Source organism: Pantoea coffeiphila (assembly GCF_016909495.1).
GTDB lineage: Bacteria > Pseudomonadota > Gammaproteobacteria > Enterobacterales > Enterobacteriaceae > Erwinia > Erwinia coffeiphila.
This window is the reverse complement of record NZ_JAFBFW010000003.1, coordinates 467,138-494,052: the sequence shown is the minus strand read 5'-3', so window position 1 is coordinate 494,052 and position 26,915 is coordinate 467,138. Positions and strand designations below refer to the sequence as shown.

General features: G+C 51.2%; 20 protein-coding genes. 14 read left to right on the top strand and 6 right to left on the bottom strand.

The window, feature by feature from the left end; genetic code table 11:
• The first annotated feature begins 160 nt into the window (after window positions 1-160).
• The 6 genes from JOE09_RS11980 to tcuC all read left to right on the top strand — a co-directional run bounded on the left by JOE09_RS11980 (window position 161) and on the right by tcuC (window position 6,908).
• Window positions 161-727 (top strand): spore coat protein U domain-containing protein, encoded by a 567-nt coding sequence (locus tag JOE09_RS11980; RefSeq protein WP_205065919.1) that lies wholly within the window; start codon window positions 161-163, stop codon window positions 725-727.
• Window positions 728-741: 14 nt separating this feature from the next.
• Window positions 742-1,278, top strand: a complete 537-nt coding sequence (locus JOE09_RS11975) for a Csu type fimbrial protein (RefSeq protein WP_205065918.1) — start codon at window positions 742-744, stop codon at window positions 1,276-1,278.
• 25 nt (window positions 1,279-1,303) lie between these two features.
• Window positions 1,304-2,029, top strand: a complete 726-nt coding sequence (locus JOE09_RS11970; RefSeq protein WP_420830647.1) for a fimbrial biogenesis chaperone — start codon at window positions 1,304-1,306, stop codon at window positions 2,027-2,029.
• 18 nt (window positions 2,030-2,047) lie between these two features.
• Entirely contained in the window at window positions 2,048-4,459 is a 2,412-nt protein-coding gene (locus JOE09_RS11965) for a fimbria/pilus outer membrane usher protein (protein ID WP_420830638.1), read from the top strand.
• A complete protein-coding gene (locus tag JOE09_RS11960) occupies window positions 4,456-5,442 on the top strand; it encodes a Csu type fimbrial protein (protein WP_205065915.1) in 987 nt (328 codons plus the stop codon). The genes JOE09_RS11965 and JOE09_RS11960 overlap by 4 nt, the downstream gene beginning before the upstream one ends.
• 146 nt (window positions 5,443-5,588) lie before the next feature.
• On the top strand, window positions 5,589-6,908 hold the full coding sequence (gene tcuC / locus JOE09_RS11955) for an MFS transporter (protein WP_205065914.1): 1,320 nt from the start codon (window positions 5,589-5,591) through the stop codon (window positions 6,906-6,908).
• 185 nt (window positions 6,909-7,093) lie between these two features.
• Here tcuC and exbD read toward each other — a convergent pair whose 3' ends face one another.
• Window positions 7,094-7,516 (bottom strand): TonB system transport protein ExbD, encoded by a 423-nt coding sequence (exbD, locus tag JOE09_RS11950; RefSeq protein WP_105592504.1) that lies wholly within the window; start codon window positions 7,514-7,516, stop codon window positions 7,094-7,096.
• Between the two features lie 5 nt (window positions 7,517-7,521).
• Window positions 7,522-8,256 carry a tol-pal system-associated acyl-CoA thioesterase gene (gene exbB, locus JOE09_RS11945; protein WP_105592505.1) on the bottom strand — a complete coding sequence of 245 codons (735 nt, stop codon included), beginning with the start codon at window positions 8,254-8,256 and terminating at the stop codon, window positions 7,522-7,524.
• Between the two features lie 249 nt (window positions 8,257-8,505).
• Here exbB and metC point away from each other — a divergent pair, with 249 nt between their 5' ends.
• Both metC and JOE09_RS11935 read left to right on the top strand, forming a co-directional pair.
• A complete protein-coding gene (metC, locus tag JOE09_RS11940; RefSeq protein ID WP_205065913.1) occupies window positions 8,506-9,696 on the top strand; it encodes a cystathionine beta-lyase in 1,191 nt (396 codons plus the stop codon).
• A 120-nt stretch (window positions 9,697-9,816) separates the two neighbouring features.
• Window positions 9,817-10,473 (top strand): DedA family protein, encoded by a 657-nt coding sequence (locus JOE09_RS11935; RefSeq protein WP_205065912.1) that lies wholly within the window; start codon window positions 9,817-9,819, stop codon window positions 10,471-10,473.
• Window positions 10,474-10,485: 12 nt separating this feature from the next.
• On the opposite strand, the gene JOE09_RS11930 is transcribed toward JOE09_RS11935, so the two are convergent.
• Window positions 10,486-11,376: an AraC family transcriptional regulator gene (locus JOE09_RS11930; RefSeq protein WP_205065911.1), complete on the bottom strand. Its 891-nt coding sequence runs from the start codon at window positions 11,374-11,376 to the stop codon at window positions 10,486-10,488.
• A 172-nt stretch (window positions 11,377-11,548) separates the two neighbouring features.
• Here JOE09_RS11930 and yqhD point away from each other — a divergent pair, with 172 nt between their 5' ends.
• Window positions 11,549-12,706 (top strand): alcohol dehydrogenase, encoded by a 1,158-nt coding sequence (gene yqhD / locus JOE09_RS11925; RefSeq protein WP_205065910.1) that lies wholly within the window; start codon window positions 11,549-11,551, stop codon window positions 12,704-12,706.
• Between the two features lie 86 nt (window positions 12,707-12,792).
• Window positions 12,793-13,617 (top strand): 2,5-didehydrogluconate reductase DkgA, encoded by an 825-nt coding sequence (gene dkgA, locus JOE09_RS11920; RefSeq protein WP_105592510.1) that lies wholly within the window; start codon window positions 12,793-12,795, stop codon window positions 13,615-13,617.
• 46 nt (window positions 13,618-13,663) lie between these two features.
• Here the strand turns inward: dkgA and ftsP are convergent, their stop codons facing one another.
• From ftsP to parC, 3 genes are all read right to left on the bottom strand, one after another.
• Window positions 13,664-15,079, bottom strand: coding sequence for a cell division protein FtsP (gene ftsP, locus JOE09_RS11915; RefSeq protein WP_205065909.1), 1,416 nt, complete (start codon window positions 15,077-15,079; stop codon window positions 13,664-13,666).
• Between the two features lie 123 nt (window positions 15,080-15,202).
• Window positions 15,203-15,940 carry a 1-acylglycerol-3-phosphate O-acyltransferase gene (locus JOE09_RS11910; protein WP_200543553.1) on the bottom strand — a complete coding sequence of 246 codons (738 nt, stop codon included), beginning with the start codon at window positions 15,938-15,940 and terminating at the stop codon, window positions 15,203-15,205.
• Between the two features lie 150 nt (window positions 15,941-16,090).
• The gene (gene parC, locus JOE09_RS11905) at window positions 16,091-18,364 is read right to left on the bottom strand and encodes a DNA topoisomerase IV subunit A (RefSeq protein ID WP_205065908.1); all 2,274 of its coding nucleotides are present in this window, start codon (window positions 18,362-18,364) and stop codon (window positions 16,091-16,093) included.
• A 553-nt stretch (window positions 18,365-18,917) separates the two neighbouring features.
• Here parC and JOE09_RS11900 point away from each other — a divergent pair.
• The 4 genes from JOE09_RS11900 to JOE09_RS11885 all read left to right on the top strand — a co-directional run bounded on the left by JOE09_RS11900 (window position 18,918) and on the right by JOE09_RS11885 (window position 26,829).
• A complete protein-coding gene (locus JOE09_RS11900) occupies window positions 18,918-20,609 on the top strand; it encodes a ShlB/FhaC/HecB family hemolysin secretion/activation protein (RefSeq protein WP_205065907.1) in 1,692 nt (563 codons plus the stop codon).
• 239 nt (window positions 20,610-20,848) lie between these two features.
• Entirely contained in the window at window positions 20,849-22,723 is a 1,875-nt protein-coding gene (locus JOE09_RS11895) for a two-partner secretion domain-containing protein (protein WP_205065906.1), read from the top strand.
• A gap of 228 nt (window positions 22,724-22,951) precedes the next feature.
• The gene (locus JOE09_RS11890; protein ID WP_205065905.1) at window positions 22,952-24,814 is read left to right on the top strand and encodes a two-partner secretion domain-containing protein; all 1,863 of its coding nucleotides are present in this window, start codon (window positions 22,952-22,954) and stop codon (window positions 24,812-24,814) included.
• Window positions 24,815-24,960: 146 nt separating this feature from the next.
• Window positions 24,961-26,829 carry a filamentous hemagglutinin N-terminal domain-containing protein gene (locus JOE09_RS11885; RefSeq protein WP_205065904.1) on the top strand — a complete coding sequence of 623 codons (1,869 nt, stop codon included), beginning with the start codon at window positions 24,961-24,963 and terminating at the stop codon, window positions 26,827-26,829.
• Window positions 26,830-26,915: the final 86 nt, after the last annotated feature.

Here is a 26,915-nt window from a genome sequence, read left to right as displayed (position 1 = left end):
ATAATTTAACCTGTTAAGACAGGTAACATAATATGACCGAAGTACGCTTCCGTCATAGTTTGGTTATTTTTCCATTATCCTTGCTGCGTTTAGCGTAACTGCCGTGGCATTTCATCAGGCGAAAAAGTTCTTTACTCACTCTAATCATTAAGGAATGGTTATGAAAATAAAGCTTTTTCTGCTGGGCTGTGGTCTGACTATGGGTGTGGCCACCTCGGGGATTGCTGCAACCACCGGGACCATTGGGGCAACACTGACCTTAACCGCTGGCTGTCTGGTCAACGGACAACCAGCCACCACCAACGCCAACTTCGGTTCACTTAACTTCGGTAGCCAGGTCGCCACCTTCGGTGCGCTACAGGCTGCGGTTAGCGGGTCGCAGGGGGCCGGTATTTTCGTCCGCTGTACCGCCGGTGAAGACTATAATCTGCAAATTACGGGCAGCCTGAACACCGCACCTACCACGGTGTTTGGCACCGCTCCGACGACCGGTGCGCGTTATCTGATCCGCGCCACCGATGCAACACGCGGCGTGGTTTATGGCCTGTACCCTTCTGCGGCGTCCACCACGCCGATTGTCAATAACACCACCATCACTCCTCTGGGAGCTGCCGACCAGACCTACGGCGATAACTACACTATCTTCGGTAAAATCGCCGGCAATAACAGCGCCCTCGTCCCCGTCGGGGTTTATGTCGATACGATCAGTGTAGCCGTAAACTACTGATAATTGGGAAAAGTATGGTGCCGGATCGCATCCATTCATTGACGTTCTGCTGGCACTTACTCACTCCGCTGCTGCTGATCAGCAGCAGCGGGTGGTCAATGCCTAACCCCGTCGCCGTTGAGGTAAAAGCCAGCATCGTTAACGGCTGCGTGGTTTCCGGTACGAATCCGAGCGCAATAGGTACGCTAAATTTCGGTACGCTACCCGGCATCAACTCTACTGCGACAACGGCTAGCGCGGTCTTTGCCAACAATACCACCATCATTCTGGCCTGTACGCCGGGTACCACGCTGACGATGAGCATCAACGGCGGCCTTAATTACGCCAACGGCAGCCGCAATATGAAGATCGCGAATAATACCAATGTCGTGCCCTACGCCCTGTATACCAACGCCGCACACACCACGGCGATCCCACTGAATACGGCTCTGACCGTTACTTATAACAATGCAAACAATATTACGTTGCCAATTTATGGCCTGGCGCAGATCCCAAGGGTTAACCGGGCCGGCACCTACACCGATACGTTAACGGTAACGTTAAACTGGTGATTTATTTCGAAGAAAGGAAACGCTAATTATGAAACGCTCGCGCATCACCGGATTCGGCTTTCTGCTTTTAGTCTCTTTTGTTGCTTTTAACAGCTGGGCGGCAAACTCGGTGCTTTTGTGGCCGATCGACCCGAAAATTGCGAGCGATGAGAAAGCCACCGAGCTGTGGATGGAAAACCGCGGGGACAGCACCACCCTGATGCAGGTCCGCGTGTTCCTCTGGCAGCAGAAGGACGGCCAGGACCAGTATCAAACCCAGCAGCAGGTGCTGGCCAGCCCGCCAATGGTGCGGATCGAGCCGGGAAAAAAACAGCTGATTCGCCTGGTGAAACAAACCCCGGTCCCTGCCGGTGAAGAAACGGCATTCCGTATTCTGATCGATGAGATCCCGTCACCACAGGCGCAAACCTCGGCGCAAAATCAGGCCGGACTGAATTTCCAGATGCGCTATACCGTACCGCTGTTCGTTTACGGTAACGGCGCCAGCGTCACCAGCAGCAAGCCGCAGCTGGCATGGCAGCTGGTTAACAAAGATGGCCAGCAGGCGCTCGAAATTACCAACAGCGGTAGCGGGCACGCCCGACTGAGCCACGTATCGCTTGGCGGGCGAAGCGTTTCTGACAGCCTGCTCGGCTACGTTTTACCGCATTCGAGCAATACTTTCCCCCTCAGTTTTCCGGCAGCGGCTAATGCGGAACTGAGTGCGCAATTAAGTGATAAAACCGTTTGGCGCGGCCGCAGCTCCCGCTAACCAATGAGGATTGACTTCGTGGCGTCAACTCCCCTGAAGCTGGCTATTATCGGCCTGGGCGGCGGCCTGCTGCCGCTGTTTGCCGGTGCCGAAACCTGGAATGCACTGCCGCCGCCGCCGACGGCACAGACTCCTACGGGCGAGGCACAAAGCTGGATGCTGGGGCTGATGTTAAATGGCTACGATACTGGAGAGGTGGTTAGCGTTCAGTTCCAGGGCGATCACTATGTGATGCGCGCGGGGGACTTGATGCGGGTGGGTATCCCCAGTTCGAAGATTAACTCGACGATGATGGACGTCTCGGCAATGGAAAACGTCAAGGCAGAGTATGATCGTCAGGGGCAGCGCCTGCTGCTGACGGTGCCGCCGGAGTGGCTGCCGCAGCAAACGTTCGGTAAAGTCATCCAAAACGGCCCCCGCATTGACGGCCTCAGCAGCGCGGGTGCGCTGTTCAATTACAATGTTTACGGCAGCCAGACCGACGGCGGCGGCAGCCGTCTTTCGGCCTGGAACGAGCTGCGTCTGTTTGGCGGCTGGGGGCAGTTTTCCAATAGCGGTATATTACAGCGCCAGCTGTCCGGCGACGCCGATCTGGGCAATACCTATACCCGCTATGACACCTGGTGGTCGAATCAGAATGAAGATAATGCGCTGACCCTGCGGGTGGGCGATCTGGTGACCGATTCCCTGGCGTGGAGCAGCAGCGTGCGCGTCGGCGGCATTCAGCTGGCGCGTGACTTCTCGCTGCGACCCGATTTAATCACCTACCCCCTTCCCTCGTTCTCGGGCCAGGCCGCCGTGCCGTCTACCGTCGATCTGTTTGTCAACGGCTACCGTACCAGCAGTAACAGCGTGCAGCCCGGCCCCTGGTCGATGACTAATCTGCCGTTCGTTAACGGCGCGGGCAGCGCGGTGGTGGTGACCACCGATGCCCAGGGACGCCAGGTGACCACCACCCTGCCGTTTTACGTCGCCAGTAATCTCCTGCAAAGCGGCCTGTCGGACTATGCGGTTTCTACCGGGGCACTGCGCGAGAATTACGGCCTGGAAAACTTTGACTACGGCCCGCTTACCGCCAGCGGCTCTTACCGCTATGGCTTAACCGACTGGTTAACTCTGGAGAGCCATGCCGAAGCGGCCGAGTCGCTGGCGCAGCTGGGAGGGGGCGGTCAGCTGCGGGTCGGTTCGCTGGGCGTGGTCAACGGCTCCGTCAGCCAGAGCCAGATGATGGGGCAAAGCGGTAATCAGAACAGCTGGGGCTATCAGTACAGCACGGGCCTGTTCTCCGTAGGGATGCAGCAAACGCTGCGTTCCAGCGGCTATGGCAACCTCGCGCTGTACGGTGATCGCAAGAATGGCGAAACGTGGAACAATGCCGACCAGGAATACTACACGCTGAGCCGGCGAAGTGCCCAGTACAGCGCCAGCCTGTCGCTCGATCAATACGGCAGCCTGGGTGCCGCGCTGATCGACATCACCAGCGGCAACGGCGATCGTACCCGGCTAATCAACCTGACCTGGAGCCGTGGACTGTGGGGCGGCAGCAGCATTTATGTCTCCGCGAGCCGGGACGATCAGGCGGACAACTGGGCGGGTGCCATTTCGCTCAGCGTGCCTTTCAGCAGCCTGATCAGCGGCGGGACCAGTATAGAACGCGATGCTGAGGGCAAAAACTCCCAGCGCCTGTTTGTCTCCCGCGCGATGCCGAGCGACGGCGGCTTCGCCTGGGATGCATCCTGGGCGAATCAGAGCAGCAGTGGCGACTACCGCCAGGGCAGCCTGCGCTGGCGTAACCAGCAGGTGGAAACGTCCGGCGGCTTCTACGGTGACGATGAATACATGACCAAATGGGGCCAGGTTAACGGCTCGCTGGTGCTGATGGACAGTCAACTGTTTGCCGCCAATCAGGTGACCGACTCCTTTGTTCTGGTGAAAACGGGCTACCCGAATGTCGGGGTGCGCTTCGAGAACCAGTTACAGGGCAAGACCAATAATAAAGGGTACTTGCTGGTTCCACGCGTAACCTCAAACTATGCCGCCAAATATGATATCGACACGCTCGACCTGCCCGCGAACCTGGGCACCGCAGATGTGGAAAAACGCGTGGCGGTGAAGCGTCAGAGTGGCTATATGTTGGATATGGAAATCAAGCCGCTGCGCGCCGCCAGCGTGATTATCAACGATCAACACGGCCAGCCGCTGCCGGTGGGTACCGCAATTCTCCGTACCGCCCCGCCAGCGGAAGTGGTCGGCTGGGATGGCATCGTGTGGATGGATAACCTCGAGCAGCGTAATCCGATTCGCGCCCGTACGCCGGACGGCCGCACCTGCGAGACCGAACTCACCCTGCCGAAAGAACTGCCGGACACGCTGGTGACCTACGGTCCGCTGGTCTGTCCGCTGTCGCCCCCTCCAGGAAGCAAGCCATGAAACGAGTTTTATTATCCCTGACCTTTCTCCTGCTGATGAGCGGATCGTGGCTGGCGCAGGCGGCCTGTACGCTTAGCCCGACCAGCACGACGGCCAGCTTTGGTACCATGACCTCGTTTGCGGTCACCACCGCGCAAACTACGCTGAATGGCACCTACACTGTAGACTGTGGTGCCGGGGTATTAACATTACTTGGTAACGACAATATCACCGTTAAATTGACAACGGCGACCTCCGCATCCAGTACGACCCAGGCGGCGCTTGGGCTGGGCACCGATCGTATACCGCTGCAGGTGTGTACAGACCCCAACTGCACATCGATTGCCACGCTGGGCGGCACGGGGGTGATTATTCCCCGCAGCACCCTGCTGGACCTCGCCGGGTTGTTGAATGGGTATCGCTTTCCGATCCCGCTGTATGTGCGCCAGATGCCCGGCGCGGTAGTAGCGGCAGGTAACTATACGGTGCTGCTGACGGTGACATTTACCTATGACATCTGTACCGCTATTGGCATTGGCAATCTCTGTTTGTTGGGCAGCCGCCAGCAGGGCACCTTATCTCTACCGATTACGCTGAATATGACCGTCACACGCGACTGCACCACCATCACCGCGCCAGGCATTGATTTCGGCAGCGCGCCGCTGCCCGCCAACTTCCAGACGGTCAGCCAGTCGCTGAATGTGATCTGCACCAAAGGCAGCACCTATACCGTCGGCATTACCAACGGCGGTAATCCAGTGGGCAACCAGCGCTATATGATCTCCGGCAGTAACCGGCTGGCCTACCAGATTTATAAAGGAACCACCGGTACTACCTATTGGGGGCCGACCGGTACCGATCGCGTTGACAGCAGTACGGCCAGCTCGACCAGTACCGATGGTTTAACCAAGACTTTCAGCTATCGCGCGCTGATTATCAGCAATCAAACGCCGCAGCCGGCGGGGAGCTATCTGGATTCGGTCTCGGTGGATGTACAGTTCTGAACTGATGTACGGATTTTAAGCGATATGAGCATTGTTAATTATTTGTTACCAAAGTAAATATCCTGTGCCCGGTAACGGTGATGTGTATCACATTAATACCGTTACCGGCAGGCTAAAACAGGGGAAACCACAATAAGGATGTCCTCATGACCCCTGAGACAGTCAGCACTTCATCGCGGCAGGGCGGTGCCCGAACCATCTTCAACGTTACCAGCGGTAACTTCCTCGAAATGTACGATTTTATGGTGTTCGGCTACTACGCCACCGCCATTGCCAAAACCTTCTTTCCCGGCGACGACCCCTTCGCTTCACTGATGCTGACACTGATGACCTTCGGTGCCGGGTTCCTGATGCGCCCGCTGGGGGCGATTATTCTCGGTTCCTACATCGACCGTCAGGGCCGCCGTAAAGGGCTGCTTTTAACGCTGGGGCTGATGGCTATCGGCACGCTGACCATCGCGCTGACGCCGGGTTATGCCACGCTGGGCATGGCCGCACCGGTACTCATCCTGCTGGGCCGTTTACTTCAGGGCTTTTCCGCAGGCGTCGAGCTGGGCGGCGTGTCGGTGTATCTCTCCGAGATTGCGCCAAAGGGTAAAAAGGGGTTCTACGTCAGCTGGCAGTCCGGCAGCCAGCAGATTGCGGTGATCTTCGCGGCGCTACTGGGGCTGGGGCTGAACCATCTGCTGGATAAAGGCCAGGTCACCGAGTGGGGCTGGCGTATTCCGTTTGTGATTGGCTGCATGATCGTGCCGTTCCTCTTCTGGATACGCCGTGCGCTGGAGGAGACGGAAGCCTTCAGCCAGCGTAAGCACCACCCCACCATGGGGCAGATTACCCGGTCGGTGGCACGCAACTGGGCGCTGGTGCTGGCGGGTATGCTGATGGTGGTCACCACCACCGTAATGTTTTATATGATCACCGCCTTTACGCCGACGTTTGGCAAGACGGTGTTGATGATGAGCGATAAGCAGAGTTTTCTGGTGACGCTGTGCATCGGTATTTCCAATCTGTTCTGGCTGCCGTTGATGGGTGCCGCATCCGATCGATTTGGCCGCCGTCCGCTGCTGTTGCTGTTTACCGTGTTGATGATTTTGACCGCGTGGCCGGTGCTGCACTGGCTGGTTGGATCGCCGAGTTTTGCCCATTTGCTGGAGGCGGAGCTGTGGCTGTCGTTCCTTTACGGCAGTTATAACGGTGCGATGGTGGTGTATCTGGCGGAGGTGATGCCTGCCGAGGTGCGTGCAACCGGATTTTCTCTGGCCTACAGTCTGGCGACCGCGCTGTTTGGCGGTTTTACGCCAGCGGTGTGCAGCTATCTGATTCACGCTACCGGTGATAAGGCGATGCCGGGGGTATGGCTGACTGTTGCTGCGGTGTGTGGTTTGGTAGGGACGCTGATTATTAAGCGGCTGGTGAAGCAGTATCAGGTTCGACGTTTGTCCGAGCCGGCGATTACGGTTTAGCTGGGGTCGGCTGGCAGCTCGGCGATCCCGCCTACGGGCTGTCTCCGCTCAGCCATCGGGCACAGGGCACCAAAGCCACCGGCGACACGCATAAAAAAACCGCTATCTAAAAGACAGCGGTTTTATTTTAAACCGGGGAAACATCATCTGAAACGGCAGCCCTTAAATCGGCAACCACAACCCGATTATTTCGACACGGTTTCCATGCCCATCAGGCCAATCTTCAGATAACCCGCCTGACGCAGCTTATCCATCACGCTCATCAGCGTCTCATAACTCACTGACTTATCGGCCTGGAAGAAGATAGTCGTATCTTTCTTGCCTTCGGTCTGCTTAACCAACGCATCCACCAGCGTCTCTTCCGATACCGCATCGTTACCGATAAACAGCTGATTATCAGCCTTAATCGACAGATAAACCGGTTTTTCCGGGCGCGGCTGCGGCGAACTGGTTGAGGCCGGCAGATTGACGCGAACGTCAACGGTGGCAAGCGGCGCGGCGACCATAAAGATAATCAGCAGCACCAACATCACGTCGATAAACGGCGTCACGTTGATTTCGTGCATTTCACCGTTGCTATCGAGATCTTCGTTTAATCGCATTGCCATAACGCTTAACCTACCCGCAGTTTCTGCGCCGACTGAACGCGGTGAGAACCTTCGCTGGCGGCAAGGTCAAGATCGCGGCTTTGCAGCAGCAGAACCTGTGCAGCCACATCGCCCAGAGACGCTTTATAGCTGGCAATCATACGAGCAAAGACGTTGTAGATAACGACCGCAGGAATTGCGGCAACCAGGCCAATCGCCGTTGCCAGCAGCGCTTCCGCGATGCCCGGAGCCACAACGGCCAGGTTAGTGGTCTGGGTTTTTGCAATCCCGATGAAGCTGTTCATGATGCCCCATACCGTACCGAACAGACCCACGAATGGCGCAATCGCACCAATGGTAGCGAGGTAGCCATTGCCGCGACCGGCGTGGCGGCTGAAGGCAGCAACGCGGCGCTCAAGGCGGAAACCGGTACGCTCTTTAATCCCGTTGTTATCGTCGGTACCAGCGGAAAGCTCAAGCTCGTTTTCGGCTTCTTTAATCAGCAATGCGCTGAGGCTCTGACCGGTGAAACCGGCGCTGGTTTTTGCTGCTTCATCCAGCGAACGTACGGTTGCCAGTTGCTGCTGCTCGCGCTTCAGACGTCTGCGTGCGGAACTCAATTCGATTGTTTTGCTAAAGAAGATGGCCCAGGTGACAACGGATGCCAACAACAGTCCAATCATTACGGCTTTAACCACGATGTCTGCATGCTGGTACATGCCCCAGACGGAAAGGTCCATCTGCATCAAATCATTTGTCACGCTGTGTCTCCAACATCTAATTGCTGATAGCGAAAAAATTCAGGCCAGATCATACCAAACCCGTTAGGAATTGATAGTAGTTCTCATTACTATTTACACCCTATAAGACATTTTTTGAACAATTTTTTTCTTATTTGCGGATGTGATGGCGCTCACAGTGAAATTTTATCACTTACCCGCAGGCCGAATACCTCAGGAGAGGTAGCCGTGTTAACGTAAAAAACATAACTGAATAAAGAGATCGTTTTAATGACCAGCAAAAAAATCGAAACGGCCCTGGTGGCCGCCGGACGCAGCAAACGATACACCCAGGGATCGGTGAACAGCGTGATCCAGCGCGCCTCTTCTCTGGTTTTTGATACCGTAGCCGATAAGAAACGTGCCACCGCAGGGCGCGCCAACGGCGAACTGTTTTATGGCCGCCGGGGTACCCTCACCCATTTTTCGCTGCAGGATGCGATGACCGAACTGGAAGGCGGTGCGGGCTGCGTGCTGTATCCGTGCGGTGCCGCCGCCGTCGCTAACGCCATTCTGGCGTTTGTAAACGCCGGTGATAACGTGCTGATGAGCGGCAGCGTTTACGAACCTACCCAGGACTTTTGCACCAAAATCCTCAGCAAACTGAACGTCAGCACCACCTGGTTCGATCACGGCATCGGGGCTGAGATCGCCGATTTAGTGCAGCCCAACACCCGCGTGGTGTTCCTTGAGTCACCGGCTTCCATCACCATGGAAGTGCAGGATATTCCGTCAATCGTGGCGGCGGTTCGCAGCAAAGCGCCCGATGCCATTATTATGGTCGATAACACCTGGAGCGCCGGTATCCTGTTCCGCGCGCTGGATTTCGGCGTGGATATCTCCATCCAGGCCGCGACCAAGTATCTGGTTGGCCACTCGGATGCGATGATCGGGACTGCCGTAGCCAATGAACGCTGCTGGGCACAGCTGCGCGAAAACTCCTATCTGATGGGCCAGATGGTCGATGCCGATACCGCCTATGTCACCAGCCGCGGGCTGCGCACGCTGGCCGTGCGCCTGCGTCAGCATCAGGAGAGCAGCATTCAGGTTGCACAGTGGCTGGCAGAGCGTGATGAAGTTGAGCGGGTGAATCATCCGGCGCTGCCTCAGTGCAAAGGCCATGAATTCTGGAAGCGAGATTTCAGCGGTTGCAGCGGTCTTTTCTCCTTTGTGCTGAAAGAACGCCTGAGCAGTGAACGCCTGGCGCATTACCTGGATAACTTCAGCCACTTCAGCATGGCCTACTCCTGGGGCGGCTACGAGTCGCTGATCCTTGCCAATCAGCCTGAAGAGCTGGCGGCTATCCGCCCCGCGGGCGGCGTTGATTTTAGCGGCACGCTGGTTCGGGTACATATCGGCCTGGAACACGTGGACGATCTGATCGAGGATCTGCGTGCGGGATTCGACAGACTTAGCCAATAATCGCCTGTGCTTCAACAAATTATCAATAAGGCGCGCTGTTCGCGCCTTTGATCAAGATATCTGGCACGATTTGCGAGTACTATAGGGACATAGCTATAGGTGTAGTTAACGGGATAACTAATGGGTGTTTTACACGAGATTGTTCAGGCGCTCTGGCATCAGGACTTTACCGCGCTGGCCAATCCGGATGTGATTTGGGTTGTTTACGGGATTATGTTTATCACGTTGCTGCTTGAAAATGGTTTGCTTCCGGCTTCATTTCTCCCCGGCGACAGCCTGCTGCTGCTGGCCGGTGCCATGGTGGCCAAAGGCGTCATGGCGTTTGTTCCCACGATGATCATCCTGACCGCCGCCGCCAGCATTGGCTGCTGGCTGAGCTATCTGCAGGGCCGCTGGCTGGGCAATACCCGGCTGGTTAAGGGCTGGCTGCTGCACCTCCCCGCGCAGTATCACCAGCGGGCGTGGAGCCTGTTTAACCGCCACGGGCTGCTGGCGCTGCTGGTTGGCCGCTTCCTCGCCTTTGTGCGAACCATTCTGCCTACAATGGCTGGTATCTCCGGGCTGAAAAATGGCCGTTTCCAGCTGTTTAACTGGCTCAGCGGGCTGCTGTGGGTAACGATTCTGGTGACGCTCGGCTATGGCATCAGCCAGGTGCCGTTTATCAAACGTCATGAAGATCAGGTCATGGCGATTCTGATGATCCTGCCGCTGGTGCTGCTTTGCGCCGGACTAACCGGTAGCGTTGTGCTGGTTCTGAGGCGTAAAAAGGCCCGTTAATCCGGGCCGGTTTTACCCCGGCTGCCGCATCCGCGTCATCTCTTCCCCTGGCGTTACGCCAAAGTAGCGTTTGAATTCGCGCGAGAACTGCGAGGCGCTTTCATATCCCACTTTCATCGCCGCCACGCTGGCCTTCATTCCCTCCTGCAGCATCATCATACGCGCCTGGTGCAGACGGTAGCTTTTCAGATACTGCAACGGCGAGGTGCTGGTCACCGCCTTGAAGTTATGATGAAACGCCGAAACGCTCATGTTGGCCTCGGCCGCCAGCAGGTCAACGCTCAGATTGTCGGTAAAATGATGTTCGATACGCCGCAGCGCGCGGGCAATCTGGCTGAACTGCGTCTGCCGACTCACCAGCGCCAGCAGCGCACCACCGCACGGCCCCTGCAGGACGTAATAGAGGATCTCCCGCACCAGCTGCGGCCCCAGTACTCGGGCATCGCGCGGATTGTTCATCATGTCCAGCAGGCGCTCCGTGGCGCAGAGCATCTCCTCCGTCAGCAGCGCCGAATGAATACCGCAGGTTTTCGGTTCAGGATGGAAAGCATCGTCATCACCAATATCCATCAGCAGATCCTGTAGCTTTAACGGATCGACCCGTAGCATCATGCCGGCCAGCGGCGCTTCCGGGGTGGCGAACGTCTCACATTCAAACGGCAACGGTACGGTCAGCATCAGGTATTTATTGGCATCGTAGCTGAATACGCTGTTACCCAGGTAGCCGGTCTTCTGCCCCTGAAACAGGATCACAATCGCCGGCTGATACATCACCGGAGTGCGCGACACATGTTTGTCAGCATAAATCAGGCTGATACCGGGAACCGACGATACTCCCTTATTCTGCGTCACCAGGCCGATAACCTGACTTGCCAGCCGTTCACACGTCGCGCTTCTGTTCATTCACTCTTCCCGCTGCTGAAAGTTTTACGTCAGCATCATCGCCTGACGCCCGTCATTTCTCCAGTAGTTTGGAGAATCAGGCAAGATTCCGGCAGAAATGTGCATTGAGCAATGCTCACCTGCTGCGCACAATGATTCATCTGATAAACGTCATACTTCCAGGATTATCGCGATGAACAATTTCGTACTGCATACGCCCACACGCATCCTGTTTGGCAAGGGACAAATCTCCCAGCTGGCCACCTCCATTCCTGCCAACAGCAAAGTGCTGATCCTGTTCGGCGGCGGCAGCGTCAAGAAAAATGGCGTCATGGATCAGGTCTATAGCGCGTTACAGGGCTTTGATCTGCAGGAATTTGGCGGCATCGAACCTAACCCGGATTTCTCGACGCTGATGAAAGCGGTGGAGATCGTTAAACGGGATAAGATCACCTTCCTGCTGGCGGTGGGTGGCGGCTCGGTACTGGACGGCACCAAGTTTATCGCCGCTGCGGCGCTGTATCCGCAGGACCCGTGGCATATTCTGGAAACCGGCGGCGCTGAAATTGAACAGGCGCTGCCTGTCGGATCGGTGCTGACGCTGCCCGCGACGGGCTCCGAATCAAATCGCAGTGCGGTAATTAACCGCCGCGCCACGCACGATAAGCGGGCGTTTCGCAGCAACCTCCTGTTCCCGCTTTTCGCGGTGCTGGACCCGGTTTACACCTACAGCCTGCCGCCGCGCCAGATCGCCAACGGCGTAGTGGATGCCTTTGTGCATACCGTTGAGCAGTACCTTACTTTCCCGGTTGACGCCCGCGTACAGGACCGGTTTGCCGAAGGCCTGCTGCTGACGCTGATTGAAGAAGGCCCACGTGCGCTGGCGGAGCCGGAAAATTATGACGTTCGCGCTAACGTGATGTGGAGCGCCACCATGGCGCTGAACGGCCTGATCGGTGCCGGAGTACCGCAGGACTGGTCAACGCATATGCTCGGACACGAGCTGACCGCGCTGCACGGCATTGACCACGCACAGACGCTGGCTATCGTGCTGCCGTCGCTGCTGAATATCAAACGCGATACCAAGCGGGAAAAACTGCTGCAGTATGCGGAGCGCGTCTGGGGAATCACTGACGGCAGCGAGGCGGAACGCATTGACGGCGCGATTGCCGCCACACGCGAATTCTTCGAGCGTATGGGTATCGCCACCCGGATGTCCGATTATCAGCTCGACGGGTCATCGATCCCCGCCCTGCTGGAAAAACTGGCAGAAAAAGGACTTACCGCGCTGGGTGAACGGCAGGACATTACGCTGGAAATCAGCCGCCAGATCTATCTGGACGCACGCTAGTCCCCACGAATCCTCTGCTTATCAACTAGACTTAATTCCATCAACCGGTGCCCCTGCACCGGTTTTTCCGCAGAAAAGGAGCGAACATGGCAGATCAACCAATCATTAAACTGCACGATGGCAACATGATGCCGCAGCTTGGGCTGGGCGTCTGGCAGGCCAGCGTGGATGAAGCGCGAAGCGCGGCAGTGACGGCGCTGGACGTCGGTTATCGTTCGATTGATACCGCGGCAATTTACAAGAATGAAGAAGGTATTGGCCAGGCGCTGCGCGAAACCGACGTGGCGCGGGACGATATCTTCATCACCACAAAACTGTGGAATGACGACCAGCTGAATGCCGAAAAGGCGCTGGAAGCCAGCCTGAAAAAACTGCAGCTGGATACGGTCGACCTCTATCTGATGCACTGGCCGTGCCCGGAAAAAGATACGTTTGTCGCAGCATGGCAGGCCATGATCAAGCTCCAGCAGCAGGGGCTGACCAAAAGTATCGGCGTATGCAACTTTAACGAACCGCATCTTAAGCGATTACTGGATGAAACCGGCGTCAGCCCGGTCATCAATCAGGTGGAGCTGCACCCGATGCTGCAACAGCGCACTCTGCATTCATGGAACGCGATGCATCATATTCAGACGGAATCATGGAGCCCGCTGGCACAGGGCGGTGAAGGCGTTTTCGATCAGGAGATTATCAAACGGCTGGCGCAGAAGTACGGTAAAACCCCGGCTCAGATCGTTATCCGCTGGCATCTGGATAGCGGACTGGTGGTGATTCCAAAATCCGTGACGCCATCGCGTATTAAAGAGAATTTTGAAGTTTTTGATTTCCGCCTGGAGAAAACGGAAGTCAGTGAAATTACGTCGCTTGATCGTAATAATCGCCTGGGCCCGGACCCGGAAAGCTTCAATTAATCCGCCACGATTTGCCCGCCTCAACAGCGGGCAAATCGTCCAGGATCTACAACACAGGGTTGACCAGCATCTGCCCCGCTGTGCCGCGATCGGCCATTTCCAGCATCTGGCTGTAATACACAAACGGGAAGTGCTCGGAAGATGACTGAGTAAATGACACCAGCAGTTCCACATCACCGTCTATCCAAACTGTATCCTTCCAGCCGCGATCTTCAGCCATGGTCTGCGCACCATTGACGCTTTTAATCAGAAACATCACGCCCTGAATATGAAACGCCTGCGGTATATCTGAATGAATCATCCAGCGCTCAAAACTGCCCTGCTGCGCCTGAGTGTCAATTCGCTTCATATCCCAGAGCGCACCGTTAATACCCGGCGTGGAGTCACCCAGGCGGAATTCGCGGGTGCGGCTGACGGTGCCGGGAATGATTTGGTCCGCCAGAATGCGCATAGGTAAGTTATCGGTTACTAACGGTAACAGCCCCGTAGGACGCAGGGTCAGTATCAGTGTGGAGATCAAAATGCTGGAGGGTTCGAAGATGCCACGCAGCCGATCGACAAAACCTGCCGCTTCACCTGCGGTAATCGAAACTTCATCCCCCTGGGTCATATCAATCAGGACTTCACGGCGCTCACCGGGTGCCAGTGACAGTTGTTCAACCACAACCGGCGCAGGCAAAAATCCCTGATCGCTGGCAATGACATTGAACGGGCGGGCATCGCTCATACGTAATTGATAGCGGCGAGCATTGGAGGCATTCAGCAAACGCAAACGCACCCAGCCGCGTGAAACTTCAAGGAACGGATTCTGCACGCCGTTAACCAGCAGCGTATCACCAATAAAGCCACCTTCGCCGGGCGGGTCGTATTCCGGCGAGCCGAAGTTATCGAGTCGTTTGTCCTGAATAATGAGTGGGAAGTCGTCCACGCCATAGTGTTTGGGAATAGGTAAGGACTTACTAACCTCATCCTCCACCAGCCACATTCCCGCCAGCCCGTTATAGACATGCGGGGCCATGCGATTCGGCGTATTGGCATGATACCAGCAGGTTGCAGCAGCCTGACGAATGGGAATGACCGGTGACCAGTCAACGCCCGGTGACATCATGCGGGCAGCTCCCCCCATCAGCGCACCGGGCACCTGCAGCCCACTGACGGTCATCGCTACCGGCTCATTTAGCCGATTGCTGTAGATCAGTTTGACGTCGTCACCGCTCCATACGCGTACCGTTGGCCCCAGATAGAGACCGTTAAACCCCCACACCTGCGCCTTGCTGCTGCCGTCAAAAGACCAGTGACTACGCTGCATCGTCAGAAACAGCGGCTGCCCACGGCGAGACTCAATCAGCGGCGGAACCGGCAGTGGCGTGCTAGGTCCTGCCGCCCGCGCGCTGAAGGGTAACGAGGAAGCGCAAAGGGCAATGCCTGAGGCCTTAAAGAACTGACGACGACTAAGGGACATACCCGACTCCGTAAGCCAAAAACGGCCAACAGGGCGGCCGAAATCCATTGTTATCATTGTGCGCGGGCTGTGCTGCCGCATGAACAACTACAGTGAGCGTGACGCCACGCTCACTCCGATAATTTATAGCTTACCTGATGCTTCGCGTGCAGCGACTTCAGCATTTAACTCATCAAGTTTTGCCGACATCAGCTCGCGGCAGTGGGTTGCCAGCTTACGAACAGACTGATTTTCAAATGATTTTGTATCGACGGGCGGCATCATTTCAACGATAGCAAGGCCATTTTTCAACCTGTTGAGTTTGATTTTGTCATGCGTGTTGGAAACCACGACCGGAATAATCGGTACACCGGCAGCAACGGCAGCATGAAACGCACCGGTTTTGAACGGCAGCAACCCACGGCCGCGGCTACGCGTACCTTCCGGAAACATCCAGAATGAGATTTTCTTCTTCTGAAACTCGTTAACCAGTTCACCAATGGTGCCGTGCGCTTTGGCACGATTATCACGGTCGATCAGCAAATTACCTGTCAGCCAGTAGAGCAGACCGAAGAAAGGAACCCACAGCAGGCTTTTCTTGCCAACGGTAACGGTTGATGGCTCAACGATATTCGCCGCGGTAATCATGTCGTAGTTGTTCTGGTGATTACAGATATAGATCGCATTGGGGAAATTTTCATGGCCTTCGGGGCGACGCAATTCAACCTTTAAGCCAAACACCGGGGCCAGCCGGCCGAAAAGACGGCCAAAGGTAGAAACATGCTTCGGGTTTCGTGGACTGAACAGGCAATAAATACAGCCAAAAACACAAACCAGTATCGAATAAATAATAACCACAATGATACGTAAAATAGAGAGCATCACAACCTCGTTATTGCATGCCGACAACGTATGCTGACCGAATGATTTCGGCATCATACGCTGACTAAAAGTGGCTTAACTGTTTTTTATTTGATGATTTCGGCAGGCTGGCGACATTGACGTCCCCAGCCTGCAATCGGCACAGGAGAATTACTCCTCGCTGTCATCTACGACAGGACGTGACGGACCATCAACATCAACACGATCGATACGCTGCAGTCCGCGCGGCAGCTGGGTGCCACGACGCCCACGCTCTGCACGGAATTTCTGTAAATCTTCCGCTTTCAGCGTCAGCTTACGCTTGCCGACGTACAGAGTAATGGCACTTTGCGGCGTCAGCAACAGTAGCCAGGCCAACTTATCTTCACCCGATGCTGCCTGAGCCGCCGGAATAGAGATAATCTTGTTGCCCTTCCCTTTGGAGAGCTGCGGCAGGTCGCCAACCGGGAACATCAGCATACGTCCGGCTGCGGTAATCGCCAGCAGCAGATCGTCATCACCATGAATAGCCAGCGGCGTCATGACTTTGGCATTTTCCGGCAGGCTGAGCAGCGCTTTGCCGGCACGGTTGCGGGAAACGAGATCGCTGAAGGTGCAGACAAATCCGTAACCTGCGTCCGATGCCATCAGCAGCCGCTGCTCATCGGCCTCCATCAGTACCTGTTCAACCACCGCCCCCGGCGGCGGCGTCAGCTTGCCGGTGAGCGGCTCGCCCTGCCCGCGCGCCGACGGTAGCGTGACAGGATCGAGCGCGTAGCTACGCCCGGTGGAGTCAATAAAGGCGACCGGCTGGTTGCTCTTACCGCGTGCCGCCGCACGATAGCTGTCCCCGGCTTTGTAGTTAAGACCCGCCGGATCGATGTCGTGCCCTTTGGCGCTGCGCACCCAGCCCATTTGCGACAGAACAATGGTCACCGGTTCGGACGGCACCAGTTCATGCTCGCTGATGGCCTTCGCTTCTTCCCGCTCGCGCAGCGGAGAACGGCGGTCGTCCCCGTAGGTATCGCTATCGGCCTGCAGCTCTTTTTTCAGCAGCGTATTCATTTTGCGTTCAGACGCCAGAATACCCTGCAGGTGATCGCGTTCCTTTTCCAGCTCATCCTGCTCACCGCGAATTTTCATCTCTTCCAGCTTGGCGAGATGGCGCAGTTTCAGTTCCAGAATGGCTTCAGCCTGGGTTTCTGAAATGTCGAAACGTGACATCAGTACCGGCTTCGGCTCATCTTCACTGCGAATGATATGGATCACTTCGTCAATATTCAGGAAAGCCACCAGTAAACCGGCAAGGATATGCAGGCGCTTCAGGACTTTCTCAAGACGATAGTTCAGACGGCGACGAACGGTATCACGGCGATAGACCAGCCACTCGCTGAGGATCTCCAGCAGATTTTTCACCGCAGGACGGTTATCCAGACCAATCATATTAAGATTGATACGGTAACTGCGTTCCAGATCGGTGGTGGCAAACAGATGGTTCATCACCTGTTCCAGATCGACACGATTGGAGCGCGGCACGATCACCAGGCGGGTAGGATTCTCATGATCCGACTCATCACGCAGATCCTCCACCATCGGCAGCTTTTTATTACGCATCTGCGCGGCAATTTGCTCCAGCACGCGCGCGCCGGAAACCTGATGCGGCAGCGCGGTGATCACCACGTCGCCATCCTCTTTTTTCCATACTGCGCGCATGCGAACCGAACCACGACCGCTTTGGTAAATTTTACGGATCTCACTGCGCGGCGTAATGATTTCGGCTTCGGTCGGATAATCCGGCCCCTGGACGATATCCAACAACTCATCCAGCGTGGTTTTCGGGCTGTCGATCAGCGCGATCGCCGCTTTGGCCACTTCACGCAGGTTATGCGGTGGGATATCCGTTGCCATACCGACCGCAATACCGGTGGTGCCGTTCAGCAGGATATTAGGTAGCCGCGCAGGCAGCATCTTCGGCTCCTGCATGGTGCCGTCAAAGTTCGGAATGTAATCGACCGTTCCCTGCCCCAGCTCGCCCAGCAGCACTTCCGCATACTTTGACAGGCGAGATTCCGTATAGCGCATCGCCGCGAAGGATTTCGGATCGTCCGGTGCCCCCCAGTTACCCTGACCATCGACCAGCGGGTAACGATAGGAGAACGGCTGCGCCATCAGCACCATCGCTTCATAGCAGGCGCTGTCGCCGTGAGGATGATATTTACCGAGTACGTCACCCACGGTACGGGCTGACTTTTTAAATTTCGCGCTGTTACTCAGTCCCAGCTCAGACATCGCGTAAACAATACGGCGCTGTACCGGCTTGAGGCCGTCGCCAATATAGGGAAGTGCGCGGTCCATGATCACGTACATGGAGTAATTAAGGTACGCATTTTCTGTAAACTTGTGCAGCGCAAGGCGCTCGGCACCATCCTGCATCAGATCGCTCATTGTTCTCTTTTCCTCACATTGCGGTGCTCCGGCCTGACAACATCGAACGGAAGTCATCAACAGGTTGATATCTTGCCGTTCTCAGTCAGGCAACTCCGCTCCACATCGCGGTAAGTTTGGCGAGGATAGTACCTTATCCGGTTAGGGGCTGTCACAGGGTTCAGTAGAGAGTGCCGCAGGTAATCGCATTAAAAATGCGCGATCTTAACAATTAAAAACATCAAAAATGGCAAATTAAAATTCCAAAAACATCTAATATAAATTACAAATATTAGATTAATTACTATTCCACCGCTGACTTTCAACATCTATACTGCCGGAATCATTTAACACGAACCATTAATAAAATTAAAATCACATGGCTCAGCTATGCTTGAGCCTGTTTGCATTCCATCTGAAAAATTATTATTGCATTCACTAATCATATTCTTTGATGACATTCTTTTTAGTACTAATGTCATTAACGGCACGGAAAAAGGCAAGGAAAGCCAGAAATAGTTCCAGAGTCAATTAAATTTGACTCTGGAAATGCGCGTTTTAATGGAGATTTATCGTGACACCCTATGTTTATAAATTTCATCACCTGGCAATTTTACTCATTTTTGTGACGAAAAGTGCATTTCCAGCCAATCCAGCTGCCAACATTCAGCAACAAAATGCTAATCAGCAAGAACAACAAAAAGCGCTACAGTCCCAGTTGGATACCACGGGTAAAGATGTACGTTCGGAACCCGCTCCGGATATAAGAAAGGGGCAAAAATATCTTGATGAGCCCGATTGTCTAAAAATTAAAGATGTACAGCTTGATAAAGACGGTGCAGTCCCCCACTGGCTTCCATTGCAAAGGATTGCCAATCAGGCCGTTGGTCACTGTATGAATGCCAGCAATATCAAAACAATAGCAATTGTCCTACAGAATAAGCTGATCGCCTCGGGTTACATTACATCTCGTACTGAACTACCGGAGCAAAACGTTAAAGATGGCGAACTGAAAATTAAGATAGTTTCTGGTTTGATTGGGAATATTTTCTTGCAAGATGGTTCGGATAAATACGTTCGCGTAACCAATACATTCCCTACTCATAAGGGGAAAATTCTCGATCTCCGCGATCTTGAACAGGGGCTGGAAAATATGCAGGGCATTCCAACGACGGATGTGCATATTAATCTCCTCCCCTCTTCGGAAGAAGGAAAGAGCGATGTTGCTATCGACCGGTCGCAGCAATCATTCTGGCGCGTGGCAGGCTGGGTAGACGATTCAGGCAGCAGAAGCACCGGACGCTATCAGGCAGGGCTTGCACTTTACCTCGATAACCCAACATCATTAAACGACCTGTTTTACATCTCAGCATCGCATGACCTTGAGGACAGTCACACTAAAGGTAATAAAAGCACTTCGCTGAATTATACCGTACCGTTTGGATACTGGTCGTTTAATATTTATGCCAGTGAAAACAAATATCATCAGGCTCTTGTCGGGGACTATTCTAATTATCAATATCGCGGTAATAACAAAGTGGTAATGGGTAAGGTTAGCCGTGTTCTGCATCGCGGCGCACAGCAGAAAACAACATTTAGTACGCAGGTGATCAAGCGCGATGCGCACTATCACATTGGCGATACGGAAATGGAGTTACAGAAATTAAATCTGACTAACCTACGTTTTGATCTCGCCCATCGGCACTACCTTCGAAATTCGGTAGTCGATGCCGATCTGAGCTTCCAGCGAAATGTTCGCTGGCTTGGAAGTAAAGAAACGGCCAGTGCAAAGTATGGTGAAGCCAGTGATATTAGCAGGATCGTCACTCTGGATTTGCAGGCACAGGTTCCCTTTGAGCTCGCCGGGATGGCAATGAGCTGGCAGCCACGTTATTACCAACAATACAGTCCGGATCAACTGATTACGCAGGACCAGTTCAACATTGGCAACCGCTGGACGGTACGCGGCTTCAACGGTGAAAACACGCTTATGGGGGACCGCGGCTGGTATTTTAGCAATACAATTAATATAGATATGCCCCAATCATGGAATAATCAGCTCTATATGGGAGTGGATTATGGCAGGGTTTCAAATATCAATCAGGAATGGGTTACCGGAAAATCAATTTCCGGCGGCACGCTAGGATTTCGTGGTGTGAAATGGAAAACCGGGTATGACGTTTTTGCTGGGGTACCTATTTCAAAACCTAAAGGACTGGTTACCGATCATCTTACGCTAGGGTTAACTTTACAATGGATGTATTGAAAAATGAAAATCATTGAAAATTAAGACATTGAAATCAGAATACTAAAAAAGGTGAAAGTAAAAAATTTAACTAAAGATTAAAATAGCAATAAACCTAATTGTTTTTACGTGGGAAATAAAAATAAAAAAGAACTCTGTATATAACATTAGAATAAATGCATTACTATTTATAGCATATAAAAAAGAAATTATAACATTGCTGGCTATATTAAATTCATTTAAACAAACAAGGATCGGTTATGTTATCTATCAAAATAAATCATCAAATCAATGCTGATAGTAGAATTTCAAAATTTTTCAAAGTAGCCCCAGTTTGTCTGATGACGTGGGCGATATTCGGTGGCATTTTTTCGGCAGAAGGTGCTGTGATTGCGGATTCGGGCATGGTAAATCGGCCGGGAATTCATGAAAACCTTACCGGACCAACCATTGTTGATATTAACGATCCATCAAAAAACGGCGTTTCGCATAATAAATTCACTGAATTTAATGTCAATAAAAACGGTCTAATTCTTAATAACAACATTAACGAATCCAAGACTATTCTTGGCGGTAAAGTAGCTGGGAACAGTAACTTATCAAATGGTCCCGCCACGGTGATTATCAATGAAGTGGCATCAAAGAACATGACGCAGTTAAATGGCTTGATTGAAGTGGCAGGTAAAAAAGCCAATGTGATTATTGCAAGTCCTTCAGGTATATCCTGCGACGGCTGCGGTTTTATCAATACGGAAAGAGGCGTACTGACTACCGGAAAAGTGGACATTTCAGACAATCCGTCCATTAGTGTTTCAGAGGGAAATATTATTCTGCAAGGTAATGGTTTGCAGGATCAGTCTGACTACACTGCACTGATCGCTCATACTATCAATATCATTGCTGAAGAAAACTCTGCAAATAATTTAACAGTGATGGCTGGTAAAAACTCTGATATCCATCATGTTGACGGCGTATTGAAGAGTCGCGCAGCCATAAATGAACAGGCTGATTATGTCGGAATTGATGTTGCTAAACTTGGCGGTATGTATGCAGATAAGATCACACTAATTGCAGGACAGAAAGGTGTATCAATAAAAAACAGGGGAATCATATCTGCGGATACCGATCTGGTCATTCAAAATAATGGTGTTATCAGGAACTCAGGGAATATATCCAGTGGTAATGATCTGACAATTAATGCCGATCAAATCAACAACCGAAAAGGCAATCTGACAGCCGGTGGGAATTTTAAATCGACATCACAAAGCCTTGAAAATACATCAGGCAGCATACTTGCCGATGGTGCACTAAGTATTTTAGCTAATACTAACATCAACAACTATCATGGAGCTATAACGGCCGATAATGTAGATATCAAATCTGGATCAGTACAAAATATCAAAAGAAGCGAACGCGAATCTTCAGATCCAGATAAAAAAAGTCAAATCATCGCAAAAAATGGTGATATAACCATTGTGACCGATGGAGAAATGTCAATTGGAAACGGCGGAACAAAAATAACGGCATCAAAAGGCAGCGTTTCTCTCAAAGCCGGCAACAGGTTGGGAATCAACTCAACTGAAATCAATGCGAAAGATGTTGTTATCAATGGTGCTTTTGCCAACGGTCCTATTGTAAATGGTCTGGAAGGAACGGAAATCAAAGCAGATCATGATGTTACCATTAATCTTGGTTCACTTGACGCTATTACATCAGATTCAGTTATTAAAGCCGGAAACGATATCAACCTTAACATTACCAATCAGGATGAGAATGCAAGAAACCTGAATAACTTAGGTACATTCTCCGCTGGAAATAACTTCAACTATAAAAGTGCCGGGGCATTTTCAAACTTTGGTACGGCTGAAGCAGGAAAAGTTATCGACATTAACTCTGCCGGATTTAATAATTATGCAAAAGTCAGTGGCAATCAAGTCAATATCCATTCAACAAGTGGATTTTACAACAAAGAAAATGGTCAAATCTTAAGTAAAACAAGTGTTGCATTAAGTTCTAAAGGATTCTTTAGAAATACAGGAGGAATCACTTCAGTTACCGGAACTAAAGTGATGAGTAATTTCTATCGTAACGATGGAAAAATTGAAGGAAAAGTGGAAGTACAGCCTTACAAGTAACGACCCCGCTCCTCACAGTAGGTGGGGGGCGTATTTTACTTGCACCTTGAAAAATAAAAAACTCCCCACGAAAAAATATAAAAACCCTGTCACTGCCCCCCGCTATCGAAAGGCAGTGAATAATGTTCCACATTAAATAAATTACTATATATGTAATAATTAAAATCTTTAAAATGGGTGATAAGTACTGAACTCAAGTACTCATTCTGTAATATATGGAGATATACAATGAGCAACGGAAAATCATCTAAATTATTTAAAACATCGACAATCTGTATGATGACGTGGTTGGCAATGGGGTATATCGCCACTACACAGGCAGCGGTAGTTGTAGATATTAAACAAGCAGAACGCCCATGGGTTAAAGCCAACACAAATGGTTCTGTCACGGTTAACATTAATTCTGCATCATCAGCAGGGGTTTCCCATAATAAATACACTCAATTCGATGTGACTAAACAGGGTGTTATACTCAACAATAGCAAAACAGCGGTAAATTCTCAGTTAGCTGGTCAGGTTGCGGGAAACACTAAGCTTAGCGCTGGCGAAGCAAAGCTAATTATTAACGAAGTGACATCAAATATCGCAAGCCAGCTTAACGGCCAGATTGAAGTTGCTGGTCAGAGAGCTGATGTTATTGTTGCTAACCCATCAGGTATTACCTGCAGCGGATGCGGTTTTATCAATACCGGCCGCGGTACATTAACCACCGGCACTCCGACCATCGGCAATGATGGCAGCCTTACCGGAATTAATGTACAAAAAGGAAAAATCATCATCAATGGTCAGGGAATGACGGATACTGCTGACTACACCACGCTGCTGGCAACCGCATTACAGGTTGATGCCAAAGTCAACGCTAAAGAAATCCAGGTGATGTCTGGCATCAATAGCAATATCGTTACATCAGGTAAAGAACTGGTCAATATTGGCTATACTAAAAATTCACCTGCCGTAGGTATTGACGTTTCCGCACTGGGTGGTATGTATGCGGACAAGATTACCTTAATGGCAGCATCAACTCTTGATGGTGTTCGTAACAGAGGAATAATTTCTGCGAACTCAGATCTGAACATTAATCTTGATGGCACGATTACTAATACTGCTGGTACTCTGGAATCAAGAACTGGCAGCGTGAACCTGAGTACAAGGCGTCTGAACAATACAACTGGAAAAATTTTCGCTGGTAAGAATATCGACATTCTTGCGGAAGATACCCTCACAAACTCAAAAGGCCTGATTGATGCCGATAAGATGGTGGCTATTAACGGCACAAACGTAAACAACGATCGTGGTTTTATTAGCGGAAATGAAGTTAGCATAGTCGCTGGCACTCTGACGAACACCAACAGCAAGTCATTTTCTGACAATCCTAAAGCAGCAAGTGAAGGCGGAATCCACGCTGAAAAAGATGTCAGTGTGAATACCAATGGCTTACTTAACAACTCTGCTGGTTGGGTATATTCTGATTCAGGTAATGTTTCTCTGGTATCGAATAGCGATATGGTTCTGAACTATTCTCGAATTTACGCCAGCAAGGATATTCTGGTGTCATCGAATACTCTTGACTACCCGGCAAGACCAAAGCCAGACCCAATTGATGCACATCTGGCTGCTGGAAATGATATTAACTTTGTAGTTGGAAATCTTGGCAAGTTTGATGGAACAACCGTACTGGATGCAGGTCATGACATTAACATCAGCAGCCTGGATGGACGCAATACAGGGACCTTCCTTAACTATGCAACACTCTCTGCAGCCAATAATATTAATTATGATCATGGAATCATTAATAACTATGGCGTATTAGATGCAGGTAATGAAATCAGCATTAAAACAAGCCAACTCCTTAACCATAATGTTATTACTGGATATGGAAATGTGAAAGTTGATGCCAGTCAGTCTGTCTTTAATGATTATAATGGCATGATCTCATCCATGAAAAAGCTAACATTAAATGGACCAACCATTAATAATAGTCGTGGTCGATTAATGGGAAAAACAGGTATTGATGTTTATACTAATTCATTTACTAACACCGGTTATACATCAGGGTCCATTAATCAGTATCCATTAAGCAGAAAGCCGTAAGTTCATTGATTTTAAGAAGCCCGCAGATACGCGGGCTTTTTGTTCATAAAACAAATAAATTACTATTTTTAAATAACTAAAGTTACATTAATATAATTATCGAATAAACAAGGTGGTTAATCAAATCAATTAACAAGGAAAGAATAATGAGCATGAAAAACTCATCATATGGATGTTATAAAAAATTGAAACTCAGTAAAATATCCCGTATTGCACCAGTCTGTGTGATGACATGGTTATCTCTGGGTTATATTTCATCAACCCATGCAGAAATCATTGTTTCACAAAATCAAAGCAACATCCCAACCATTATCAATAACAGTAATCAGTCCACGACAGTAAATATCAACAGTGCATCATCATCTGGAATATCACATAATAAATTCACTCAATTTGATGTTAATCAAAATGGCGTTATTCTAAATAACAATTCCAGTGAAAGCACGACGACTCTGGCCGGGAAAGTTACTGGCAATACCAACATGGCGAAAGGCCCCGCGTCATTAATCATAAATGAAGTTATTTCAAACAACCCCAGTCAGCTAAACGGTATGATTGAAGTGGCGGGAAAAAAAACTGATGTGATTATCGCTAACCCTTCGGGAATATCATGCGATGGGTGTGGATTTATTAACACCGGGAACGCCACCCTGACGACTGGAAACATTAAAATTCAGAATGACAAACTGACAAGCATTAATGTTAAAAAAGGCGATATCATCATTACCGGGAATGGAATGAATGATAAATCTGATTTTACCAATCTGTTGGCTAATACCGTTAAAGTCAGTGCTGAACTGCGCGCTAAAGATTTAAAGATCAGCGCTGGTAAGACGAACTCTCGAACAGCTGCCGAACCAGGGATTGTGGGTATCGATATCTCTGCACTTGGGGGAATGTACGCAAATAAAATCACGATGGTAATAGATCAGGATGGCCCGGGAATCAGTAACAAAGGATTAATTTCCGCAGACTCAGAACTATATATCACAACTATGGGAACGATCGGCAATAACGGTAAGATTAGCACATCAAGTGGTGACGCGAACATTATTGCAATGAATGTTGATAACACTTCTGGCTCTATCTCCAGTACTGGAGATATTTTCATGATTGCCGGAGACGAACTCAATAACAACCAGGGAACTATTAGCAGCGCTAAATCCATTACGCTTAACGGCAGCACCCTGGATAACACCTCAGGGTTAATTTCGGGCAATGATATCAGTCTGGTTGCCAATCAGATAATCAATCAGGATAGCAAAAAATATGGCATCAAGGATGGAGAAATTACTAAAGCTAGCGAAAAAGAAAATCCAACATCCGGTGGAATTATTGCAAAAGGAGACATTGCAATTAATGCCGGAAGTTTATTGAACAATAGTGCCGGCGCCGTTCACTCTGAGAATGGTACTGTTGCGCTGGCCTCTCAGCAGGATATCAACCTGGATAATGCTGATGTCTCCGCCAATACGATCAACATCTATGCAGAAGAACTGAAAGGTAAAGAGTCCGGTATTGCTTCGGGTAAGCTACTTGCTAAAAATGATATTGTTATCGAAGCCAACACTCTTGGAGAGTTCGACAGTAATACCTCCCTTGATGCAGGCAACAACCTCACTATAAGCGGCAATGGTAGTGAAGACAGTACCCATTTCACTAATAATGGTATCCTAAAAGTCGGAAAGAAATTCAGCTATGACCGCAGAGGTTCATTCGTGAATACAGGAGAAATTCAGTCTGCTAATGAATTGGTCGTTAAGGCGGATACCATTGAAAATCGCAACATCATCAGCAGTACAAAAAAAGCGTTGCTACAGGCCAGTACGTCGTTGACGAACACCAGCGGTAAGATTTCAGCCGACGAGAAGTTGATGATTAATGCTCCTGAAGTCCTGAATATTAAAGGTGAACTTGCATCGACCAAGCCGATTGAAATTCAGAGCGATAAGTTTGAAAACACCGGAGAATCATCCGAGGTTAGATTGAGCCCTTATCAAACACCTTATCAGTAAAATTCAGCCTCACAGCCGCTGAAGCTAAACGCTTTCAGAAGCTCTAGCGCCTTCGGCCCCGCACAACGCTGTACGGGGCCGGTTCA

Bases quoted from the DNA above. Each gene is read 5' to 3' on its own strand.
- JOE09_RS11980 (WP_205065919.1), top strand. From the start codon at position 161: ATGAAAATAAAGCTTTTTCTGCTGGGCTGTGGTCTGACTATGGGTGTG.
- JOE09_RS11975 (WP_205065918.1), top strand. From the start codon at position 742: ATGGTGCCGGATCGCATCCATTCATTGACGTTCTGCTGGCACTTACTC.
- JOE09_RS11960 (WP_205065915.1), top strand. From the start codon at position 4,456: ATGAAACGAGTTTTATTATCCCTGACCTTTCTCCTGCTGATGAGCGGA.
- tcuC (WP_205065914.1), top strand. From the start codon at position 5,589: ATGACCCCTGAGACAGTCAGCACTTCATCGCGGCAGGGCGGTGCCCGA.
- exbD (WP_105592504.1), bottom strand. From the start codon at position 7,516: ATGGCAATGCGATTAAACGAAGATCTCGATAGCAACGGTGAAATGCAC.
- metC (WP_205065913.1), top strand. From the start codon at position 8,506: ATGACCAGCAAAAAAATCGAAACGGCCCTGGTGGCCGCCGGACGCAGC.
- JOE09_RS11935 (WP_205065912.1), top strand. From the start codon at position 9,817: ATGGGTGTTTTACACGAGATTGTTCAGGCGCTCTGGCATCAGGACTTT.
- JOE09_RS11930 (WP_205065911.1), bottom strand. From the start codon at position 11,376: ATGAACAGAAGCGCGACGTGTGAACGGCTGGCAAGTCAGGTTATCGGC.
- yqhD (WP_205065910.1), top strand. From the start codon at position 11,549: ATGAACAATTTCGTACTGCATACGCCCACACGCATCCTGTTTGGCAAG.
- dkgA (WP_105592510.1), top strand. From the start codon at position 12,793: ATGGCAGATCAACCAATCATTAAACTGCACGATGGCAACATGATGCCG.
- ftsP (WP_205065909.1), bottom strand. From the start codon at position 15,079: ATGTCCCTTAGTCGTCGTCAGTTCTTTAAGGCCTCAGGCATTGCCCTT.
- JOE09_RS11910 (WP_200543553.1), bottom strand. From the start codon at position 15,940: ATGCTCTCTATTTTACGTATCATTGTGGTTATTATTTATTCGATACTG.
- parC (WP_205065908.1), bottom strand. From the start codon at position 18,364: ATGAGCGATCTGATGCAGGATGGTGCCGAGCGCCTTGCGCTGCACAAG.
- JOE09_RS11895 (WP_205065906.1), top strand. From the start codon at position 20,849: ATGTTATCTATCAAAATAAATCATCAAATCAATGCTGATAGTAGAATT.
- JOE09_RS11890 (WP_205065905.1), top strand. From the start codon at position 22,952: ATGAGCAACGGAAAATCATCTAAATTATTTAAAACATCGACAATCTGT.
- JOE09_RS11885 (WP_205065904.1), top strand. From the start codon at position 24,961: ATGAGCATGAAAAACTCATCATATGGATGTTATAAAAAATTGAAACTC.